This window comes from Methanogenium cariaci JCM 10550 (assembly GCF_001315945.1).
In the GTDB taxonomy this organism is placed as follows: domain Archaea; phylum Halobacteriota; class Methanomicrobia; order Methanomicrobiales; family Methanomicrobiaceae; genus Methanogenium; species Methanogenium cariaci.
Genome location: NZ_BBBG01000037.1, coordinates 1 through 8,181 on the forward strand (window position 1 = coordinate 1; position 8,181 = coordinate 8,181).

An 8,181-nucleotide genomic window follows, 5' to 3' on the forward strand; every position below is an offset into this window, starting at 1 on the left:
CAAACCCCCCCCGACACCACCCGCCGCCCCCCCTTTCACGACGCGTTGTTCTTCTCTATTACCTCTGAACGCCACTCTTCTCTTGTGCACCGCATTTCGTGCACAGGAGATGATCTCCATGAACGAGATCAACGAGAACAAAAAGAACAAAGAAATCAAGACAGAAATCAAGACTGAAATCGAAACAAAAACCGGGACAGGAATCAAAAGAGCTACCGAAAGAACAACCGAACCAAAACCAAAAAACGGCAGCCCCATAAAGAAACCATGTACCACCATCGTTCTGTCAGGAACCGCCAGTGAACAGTCAGCGGCTGAACCTATAAACACTACGGTCGCCATGACCGGTGCTGTCGGTAATACCGATGCTGTTGGTAATGCCGGTGCGGGCGGCGGCGGAAACCCGAACCACGATGGAAAACAAATCCCCGGCGGTGAGTCTCAGTGACACAACAGTGGCCGAGGAGGTCTGCGGGATTACCCTGAAGAAACGGGAGCATCATTTCTCTTTCGATCATGAACTCTACCGGGAATGGATAGAGAAATCCGATGTCTGGCTTGATGATCCAAACGATACCAAAGAGGATCATTCCGGTCCTGATGATTACAGCATTGCAGCCGGTTTGCAGCACGGAACTGCAAATGATGAGGCGTCAGAAAAAGCCTGTTCTGATGGTTGTTCTTCAAAAGTTGTACAATATAGAGATATATGTACAGATACTAAGGGAACTTTACAGCAGGTTGGGGGGGGAACATTCACTCCTCCGGATCAGTATGGGGATACAGACCCCCCCTCTTTCTCTGTTCCGGGAATTGCTGCAAACAAAGACAGGTCCCTGAACCCACGACGCGATTGTCATCGAATGACAAAAAACCGGATATATGCAGACATAGCAAGATCCACGAAACGGATAAAACGTACGCAAAACTGCAAAGCAACCGGATGCCCGGACACACCCTCCCTCTCCCCCCCAACATCCTCGACCACCGAACATTCCGGCGGTCATCGGTCTCCCTGGGACGCTGCACGCTCTGCGACAACGGACCTGCGGTGTATCACTCGGACACCCAGCGGGCAAGTGTCTGCGAATCCTGTTATGTCCGGCTCGTCCGGGAGGCGAACCAAGAGAAAGGGGGGGTGCGGTAACACGGGAGGAGAAGATAACCTGATTTCAGGGTGCCACATACCGAAGGGGGGGCAACCGCAGGAATACCATCCTGTATGCACAAAAAAAGAGGAAACCAGTCTCACATCAGTATGCAACCGCAGGCATCAGCCGACACATTCAGGAGACAGTTCTGTGTGGCAGACGCCCAGTATCCTGTACCCGGCGTGAGGGTGGCGGTCGACACATATGTACCCGATGCCGGACGGTATGCATAGAGAGAATTCTGAACCGAGCCTGCCGGAACGGTTTCGGGGGGGCTGGTGAATGATGTATTCCCACAGACCGCACCGATCATATTCCACCCGGAACAGAGATTTGCCTCGTAACAGTTCATATAACTCCCGTTCACCGTGAGTGTGCAGGCCCCCCCGGTGGCAGACACCCAGTAGCCGACACCGGGTTCAAGAGCATCGAGATCGACTTGGGCATAGGTTCGTCCCAGAGGATCATACCCATACACGGTGTCCATCATTCCGGCAGGCTTTGTCAGGACCGGGCCCGTGACAGGAACAGAGATCATGTTCCATCCGGCGGAAAGGGGGATATCATAGGACAAAACAGGCGGCAGAGGAGTTACCATCCTCGCATACTTCAGGTTACCGTTTGTCTTATCAAAATAACTGATGTGAGGAGCACCCGTTGAGTCAAGGGCGAGCGAAGTATATTTCCCCCCCACATTATCCACACTGTCAACGGCGGTGATCTCCCAGGCAGTGCCGTTCCATGACGTATACTTCAGGTCACCCTTTGTATAATCATAATAACTGATGTGAGGGGGCGCCCGTTGTGTCAAGGGCAAGCGAGGTATAGGATCCCACATACTCTTCACTGTCAACGGTGGTATTTTCCCAAACATCACCGTTCCAGAACGCATACTTCAGGTCACCCTTTGTAAAATCATAATAACTGATATGAGGGTGCCCCGAGGAGTCAAGGGCGAGCGAGGTATATTGCCCCCACATTACCGTCACTGTCAACGGTGGTGGTCGTCCACCCGGTGCCATTTCGGAACGCATACTTCAGCGCAGTGTTCGTATAATCACAATAACTGATGTGAGGGAATCCCTTCAAGTCAAGGGCGAGTGAGGAAACGATCCCCCCCACATCACCGTCACTGTCAACGACGGTGGTCGTCCACCCGGTGCCATTCAAAAACGCATACTTCAGGTCGTGGTTCGTATTATCAAAATAACTGATGTGGGGGGGATACCCTGAAGAGTCAAGGGCGAGCGAGGTGTAGTAGTACATTTCACTATCACTGTCAACGATGGTGGTCGTCCACCCGGTGCCGTTCCATGACGCATACTTCAGGTAGAGGTCCGATTCATCACAATAACTGATGTGAGGAAACCCCCCTCCGGGTCAAGGGCAAGTGAGGAATAGTGTCCCGCATCTCCCTCGTTGTCAACGACCTCAATCCCCCCCCATGTCTCCGCACCCGCCGGTGCCGCCAGCAGCAGCACAATTGCCACCACCCCCCCTGCAATATCCAGATAATAGTGTTTCATATCCATTCCTGTTCACCTGCCAAACGTCACTCCAACACCCGTGGAGCACATTCTTCCACTCAGAGCATCCGACGGCACCCGGATTTTATTATTTAACTCCAAACAGATAATTAATATAGATAAATGGAGATTAAAAGCGTTTGCACCCATTATTCATGCATCAAATTCAGGGATGCCGTCACTGGTCTGCGAGGTTTCGTATGCACAAAAAAAGAGGAAAAAAATGAGGAGAAGATGCCGGGCCAGGCATCAGTATCCAATAAAAAAGGATCAGGCCGACACATTCAGGAGACAGTTCTGTGTGGCAGACGCCCAGTATCCTGCACCCGAGGTAAGATTTGTGGTTGACACATACCTACCCGATGCCGGACTATATCCATACACATAATTCTGAACAGAGTCTGCCGGATTGGTCTGAGGGTCGGAAAACGATGTGTTCCCGCAGACCGCACCGATCATATTCCACCCGGAACAGAGATTTGTCTGGTAACAGTCCACATCTGTCCCGTTCACCGTGAGCGTGCAGGCCCCGGTGGCAGACACCCAGTAGCCGACACCGGGTGCAAGTGCGGAGAGGTTGACTTCGGCATAGGTCAAATTCACGGGATCATATCCATACACGGTGTCCATCATTTGCTGTGGCTTTGTCACGACCGCGTCTGTGACCGGCACTGAAACCATGTTCCACCCGGCGGAAAGGAGAATATCATACGAAACACCAGACGGGGGGGAGACAGTAATATATCCGGTTTCTGTCCGGGTATTCGAGCCATCCGGATTTGTTACTGTCAGGGTGACATTATATTCACCGGGCGTCTGGTAGGTGTGGGCGGGATTCTCCTCAATGGACCCGTCCCCCCCATCGCCAAACGACCATACCCATGCAGTCGGCTCTCCGGTCGACGTATCATTGAATACGACGGTCAGGGGGGGTGCAGTTCCACTCGTCGGTGAACCGATGAATTCGGGGACAGGAGCAGTCCACGTCCTCGCATACTTCAGGTTACCCTCCGTATTCCCCCCCGCATAACTGATGTGGGGGGCATCAAAAGAGTCCAGGGCAAGCGAGGAATCATACCCCATCACACTGTCACTGTCAACGATGATTGTAGCCCACTTTGTGCCATCCCATGACGCATACTTCAGATCGCGGTTTGCATAATCACAATAACTGATATGAGGGAAACCCTCCGAGTCAAGGGCGAGCGAGGCGACATACCCCGCATTATCATCTCTTTCAACGGTGGCAGTCTCCCACCCGGTGCCGTTCCATGATGTATACTTCAGGGCACCGTTCGAATAATCATAATAACTGATGTGGGGGGGAGCCTCTCCGGGTCGAGGGCGAGCGAGGTGCCGTACCCCCCCACATCACCGTCATTGTCAACGGTGGCAGTCTCCCACCCGGTGCCGTTCCATGACGCATACTTCAGGTCGTGTTTTGTATTATCTATATAACTGATGTGAGGGAACCCGTCCGAGTCAAGGGCAAGCGAGGGAGCACCTCCCAGATTATCATCACTGTCAACGGTTGCAGTCTCCCAGACAGTGCCGTTTCGGAACGCATACTTCAGGGCAGTGTTCGTAGTATCACAATAACTAATGTGAGGGAATCCCTCCAGGTCAAGGGCGAGTGAGGAAATGATCCCCCCCACATTATCGTCACTGTCAACGGTGGCAGTCTCCCACCCGGTGCCATTCAAAAACGCATACTTCAGGTCTTTCTTCGTATTATCATAATAACTGATGTGGGGATACCCTGAAGAGTCAAAGGCGAGCGAGGTGTAGAATCCCACATCACCTCCGCTGTCAACGACGGCGGTCGTCCACCCGGTGCCGTTCCATGACGCATACCTCAGGTAACAGTCCGATTCATCATTATAACTGATGTGAGGAAAACCCTCCGTGTCAAGGGCAAGCGAGGAATACTGTCCCGTCTTATTCCCATTGTCAACGACCTCAGTCCCCCCCCATGTCTCCGCACCCGCCGGTGCCACCAGCAGCAGCACAATTGCCACCACCCCCCCTGCAATACCCAGATAATAGTGTTTCATATCCATTCCTGTTCACCTGCCAAACGTCACTCCAACACCGTGGAGCACATTCTTCCACTCAGAGCATCCGGAGGCACCCGGATTTTATTATTTCACTCCAAACAGATAATTAATATAGAGAAATGGAGATGAAAAGCGTTTGCACCCATTATTCATGCACCACATTCAGGGATGCCGTCGCAGGAATGCGGGGTTTCGTATGCACAAAAAAAGAGGAAAAAAATGAGGAGAAGATGCCGGGCCAGGCATCAGTATCCAATAAAAAAAGGATCAGGCCGACACATTCAGAAGACAGGACTGTGAGGCAGACGCCCAATATCCTGCACCCGGCGTGAGGGTGGTGGTTGACACATATGTACCCGATGCCGGACTATAGGCATACACATAATTCTGAACCGAGTCTGCCGGAACAGTCTCGGGGGGGTTGGTGAACGATGTGTTCCCGCAGACCGCACCGATCATATTCCACCCGGAACAGAGATTTGCCTCGTAACAGTCCATATAACTCCCGTTCACCGTGAGTGTGCAGGCCCCCCCGGTGGCAGACACCCAATATCCCCCCCTGCCGGGTTCAAGTGCGGAGAGGTTGGCTTTGGCATAGCTCCGTCCCACGGGATCATACCCATACACGGTGTCCATCATCCCGGCAGGCTGTGTCACGACCGCGTCTGTGACCGGCACCGAGATCATGTTCCATCCGGCGGAAAGGGGGATGTCATATAAAGAAAATGGAGGCAGGGATATGGTGACACATCCGGTTTTTGTCAGGTAATCCGAGCCATCCGGATTTGTTACCTTCAGGGTAACATTATAGGTGCCGGGTTTCTGGTAGGTGTGGGTTGGGTTCTGAAGGGATGAGTCATCCCCATCATCAAATAACCATGACCATGCAGTCGGATCTCCGGTCGACATATCATTGAATACGACGGTCAGGGGGGGTGCAGATCCACTCGCAGGTGAACAGGTGAATTCGGCGACAGGAGCAGTCCATATCCTCGCATACTTCAGGTTACCGTTCGCAGCATCATAATACCCAATGTGGGGGGGTGTCCCTGATGAGTCAAGGGCGAGCGACGTATATTTCCCCACATCACCGTCACGGTCAACGGTGGTGGTCATCCAGCTGGTGCCGTCCCCTGACATCCCTGACACATACTTCAGGTTACCGTTCGTAGCATCATAATAACTAATGTGGGGAAAACCTTCGAGTCAAGGGCGAGCGACGTGTATTCCCCCCCACATCACCAGACTGGTCCACGGTGATAGTCTTCCAGACAGTGCCGTTCCATGACGCATACTTCAGGGCAGTGTTAAAACTATCATAATAACTGATGTGGGGTACCCGGAAGCGTCAAAGGCGAGCGAAGTGTATCTCCCGACATCACCAGACCTGTCCACGGTGGAAGTCTCCCAGACCGTGCCGTTCCATGACGTATACTTCAGTTCGTGGTTCGTAGCATCATAATGACTGATGTGGGGGGCGCCCGTTGGGTCAAAGGCAAGCGAAGTATAGTGTCCCACACCATCTTCACTGTCAACGGTGTTGGTTGCCCAGGCAGTGCCGTTCCATGACGCATACTTCAGGTTGGCGTTCATAAATCAAAATAACTGATGTGGGGGAAAACCCTTCGAGTCAAGGGCAAGCGAGGCATAGTATCCCGCAATGTCATTTTCAACAGGTTCGGTCACCCAGGCAGTGCCGTCCCGTGACGCATACTTCAGGTTGGAGTGCGTATGATAATAGCCGATGTGGGGGGGAAACCCCTTTGAGTCAAGGGCAATCGAGGAGTAGTCCCACACACCACCACTGTCAACGGTGATATTTTCCCAGGCAGCGCGTCCCATGACGCATACTTCAGTTTACCGTTCACATAATCATTATAATTATCATAATAACTGATGTGAGGGTGCCCCGAGGAGTCAAGGGCGAGCGACGTATATTTCCCCACATCACCTCCACTGTCAACGACCGTAGTTCCCCCCCATGTCTCAGCACCCGCCGGTGCCGCCAGCACCAGCGCAATTGCCACCAACCCTGCAATACCCAGATAATAGTGTTTCATATCCATCTCTTTTCACCTCTCAAACGTCACTTGAACACCGGGGAGCACATTTTTTTATTCAGAGCATCCGACGGCACCCGGATTTCATTATTTCACTCCAAACAGACAGTTAATATAGAGAAATGAAAACGAAAAGCGTTTGCACGTATCATATTCCAAAACGGGAGAAAAAGTAGATATTAATACGCGATTCAATCGCTTTCGATCCTGCACGCTCCTGTTTTTCAGCAAAGGTCGGCCGAACCACTATACCATTATGCAGAGGAAACCACCGGACACTGCACGCTCTGCGGCGTTGGCCCTGCCATCCATCACCCGGCTCGTCCGGGAAGAGAACCGGGAGAAAAGGGTGGGGGGGTCTATTCCGTCGCCTCACACACGGCCCGCATTGTTGCGGCGTCATACCGCAGCCGGACCTTGCGGGTATTGCCGCGGTTCCGGGGGGGCCGGTAGAGATCAATCAGTCCGAGGTTCCGGAACAGTCTGAGGCGTTCAAAGAAGAGGGTATAACACATCGGCACCTGTTGGTCCACGGCCCGGAAGAGTTCGCGGGAGATCAGGTTCCCGCCCCGGCTCTGGTGCAGGGCGGCGATCCGACCCAGCATCAGCCGTTCGTCCTCGTTGAGCGTTCCGACGACAGACACAAGGTGCAGGTCGGTGATCCGCTGCACGGCGGTGGCAACATCGGTTCCGGTCACGGTTGTGCGTCCGTCGGTTTCGGCCAGGGTCACTGCTTCCCGGAGCAGACGGATACCCTCCCGCAGGTTTGTGCCCTTCGCGGTCTCTGCCACGATGCCGTCCAATACCCCCCCCGGCGAGATGACATTCGGGTAGAGGCCCGCAAAGACCTGCTCACCTATATCGAGAAAAAACAGAGCGAGCAGAACGCGACAACAGCGATGATAAAAACGGTTCAGAACATCAGCCAAAGACAGGCAGACATTCTCAGACAGATGATGGAACACCGCGAGCAGTATTTCACCATCAGAGAGATTTCGGAGACCCACGGCGTCGTCTACCAGACGGCCAGAACCGACCTCCTCGGCCTCGCCGGGAAAGGCTACATCAGAAAGGAAAAACGCGGCCGGGAGTTCATGTTCATCTTCAATGAAGACGGTGATGCCGGGAACCGGACCGAAAAACCTGGCAGATGAGCGTCCGGATGGTGTGCAGAGTCTTTCTTACGGCTCTGTTTCATTGACGACGCTCATCAAAAAAGAAGTCGGGGGGGTATCCGGCCCTCATCTCCGCCGGAAGACGTTCCCCCCCGGCAATGGCCAGGAACGCAAGCACGACCAGTACGCCCGTCACCGGGAAATTTGCCCCCCGCAGCCGTGGCGGTCGGGGGGGTCGGGGGGGTCGAAAGGGTGGGGGGAGGCGTGGTCAG

Annotated in this window: 14 protein-coding genes; 4 read left to right on the forward strand and 10 right to left on the reverse strand. The window is 53.4% G+C overall.

Annotated features, from left to right (window positions below; translation table 11 throughout):
* Together JCM10550_RS19965 and JCM10550_RS16200 are read left to right on the forward strand one after the other, a co-directional pair.
* Window positions 1–448: hypothetical protein (locus tag JCM10550_RS19965; RefSeq protein ID WP_218185272.1), on the forward strand; the 448-nt coding region annotated here is incomplete at its 5' end.
* Window positions 449–943: 495 nt separating this feature from the next.
* Entirely contained in the window at window positions 944–1,147 is a 204-nt protein-coding gene (locus JCM10550_RS16200; RefSeq protein WP_157200387.1) for a hypothetical protein, read from the forward strand.
* A gap of 101 nt (window positions 1,148–1,248) precedes the next feature.
* Here the strand turns inward: JCM10550_RS16200 and JCM10550_RS16205 are convergent, their stop codons facing one another.
* The 10 genes from JCM10550_RS16205 to JCM10550_RS16245 form a co-directional block, all read right to left on the reverse strand.
* Window positions 1,249–1,968, reverse strand: a complete 720-nt coding sequence (locus tag JCM10550_RS16205; RefSeq protein ID WP_172673953.1) for a hypothetical protein — start codon at window positions 1,966–1,968, stop codon at window positions 1,249–1,251.
* Window positions 1,925–2,146: a BNR repeat-containing protein gene (locus JCM10550_RS19970; protein WP_218185273.1), complete on the reverse strand. Its 222-nt coding sequence runs from the start codon at window positions 2,144–2,146 to the stop codon at window positions 1,925–1,927. Before JCM10550_RS19970 ends, JCM10550_RS16205 begins: the two co-directional genes overlap by 44 nt.
* Window positions 2,100–2,417 (reverse strand): hypothetical protein, encoded by a 318-nt coding sequence (locus JCM10550_RS16210; RefSeq protein WP_062400647.1) that lies wholly within the window; start codon window positions 2,415–2,417, stop codon window positions 2,100–2,102. The genes JCM10550_RS19970 and JCM10550_RS16210 overlap by 47 nt, the downstream gene beginning before the upstream one ends.
* 59 nt (window positions 2,418–2,476) lie before the next feature.
* Window positions 2,477–2,677: a hypothetical protein gene (locus tag JCM10550_RS16215; protein WP_157200389.1), complete on the reverse strand. Its 201-nt coding sequence runs from the start codon at window positions 2,675–2,677 to the stop codon at window positions 2,477–2,479.
* A gap of 270 nt (window positions 2,678–2,947) precedes the next feature.
* Window positions 2,948–3,760 carry a PKD domain-containing protein gene (locus tag JCM10550_RS16220; protein ID WP_062400651.1) on the reverse strand — a complete coding sequence of 271 codons (813 nt, stop codon included), beginning with the start codon at window positions 3,758–3,760 and terminating at the stop codon, window positions 2,948–2,950.
* Between the two features lie 200 nt (window positions 3,761–3,960).
* Window positions 3,961–4,731, reverse strand: a complete 771-nt coding sequence (locus JCM10550_RS16225) for a hypothetical protein (RefSeq protein WP_157200390.1) — start codon at window positions 4,729–4,731, stop codon at window positions 3,961–3,963.
* 270 nt (window positions 4,732–5,001) lie between these two features.
* Entirely contained in the window at window positions 5,002–5,874 is an 873-nt protein-coding gene (locus tag JCM10550_RS16230; protein WP_062400655.1) for a PKD domain-containing protein, read from the reverse strand.
* Window positions 5,875–6,030: 156 nt separating this feature from the next.
* Window positions 6,031–6,327, reverse strand: a complete 297-nt coding sequence (locus JCM10550_RS16235; RefSeq protein WP_062400657.1) for a hypothetical protein — start codon at window positions 6,325–6,327, stop codon at window positions 6,031–6,033.
* Between the two features lie 3 nt (window positions 6,328–6,330).
* On the reverse strand, window positions 6,331–6,576 hold the full coding sequence (locus JCM10550_RS16240) for a hypothetical protein (protein ID WP_062400659.1): 246 nt from the start codon (window positions 6,574–6,576) through the stop codon (window positions 6,331–6,333).
* 577 nt (window positions 6,577–7,153) lie between these two features.
* Window positions 7,154–7,759 (reverse strand): hypothetical protein, encoded by a 606-nt coding sequence (locus tag JCM10550_RS16245; protein WP_062400662.1) that lies wholly within the window; start codon window positions 7,757–7,759, stop codon window positions 7,154–7,156.
* Between JCM10550_RS16245 and JCM10550_RS16250 the strand changes: the two genes are divergently transcribed.
* The gene (locus JCM10550_RS16250; RefSeq protein WP_157200394.1) at window positions 7,748–7,948 is read left to right on the forward strand and encodes a hypothetical protein; all 201 of its coding nucleotides are present in this window, start codon (window positions 7,748–7,750) and stop codon (window positions 7,946–7,948) included. The two genes, JCM10550_RS16245 and JCM10550_RS16250, sit on opposite strands and share 12 nt — an antisense overlap.
* Window positions 7,914–8,181, forward strand: a 268-nt coding sequence (locus JCM10550_RS19370; RefSeq protein ID WP_218185274.1) for a hypothetical protein, incomplete at its 3' end; no start/stop codon positions are given. The genes JCM10550_RS16250 and JCM10550_RS19370, both read left to right, overlap by 35 nt.

Coding starts and splice junctions, on each gene's coding strand:
- JCM10550_RS16200 (WP_157200387.1), top strand. CDS start 944: ATGCCCGGACACACCCTCCCTCTCCCCCCCAACATCCTCGACCACCGA.
- JCM10550_RS16210 (WP_062400647.1), bottom strand. CDS start 2,417: ATGTACTACTACACCTCGCTCGCCCTTGACTCTTCAGGGTATCCCCCC.
- JCM10550_RS16215 (WP_157200389.1), bottom strand. CDS start 2,677: ATGAAACACTATTATCTGGATATTGCAGGGGGGGTGGTGGCAATTGTG.
- JCM10550_RS16220 (WP_062400651.1), bottom strand. CDS start 3,760: ATGGGGTATGATTCCTCGCTTGCCCTGGACTCTTTTGATGCCCCCCAC.
- JCM10550_RS16225 (WP_157200390.1), bottom strand. CDS start 4,731: ATGAAACACTATTATCTGGGTATTGCAGGGGGGGTGGTGGCAATTGTG.
- JCM10550_RS16230 (WP_062400655.1), bottom strand. CDS start 5,874: ATGTCAGGGGACGGCACCAGCTGGATGACCACCACCGTTGACCGTGAC.
- JCM10550_RS16235 (WP_062400657.1), bottom strand. CDS start 6,327: ATGAACGCCAACCTGAAGTATGCGTCATGGAACGGCACTGCCTGGGCA.
- JCM10550_RS16240 (WP_062400659.1), bottom strand. CDS start 6,576: ATGGGACGCGCTGCCTGGGAAAATATCACCGTTGACAGTGGTGGTGTG.
- JCM10550_RS16250 (WP_157200394.1), top strand. CDS start 7,748: ATGATGGAACACCGCGAGCAGTATTTCACCATCAGAGAGATTTCGGAG.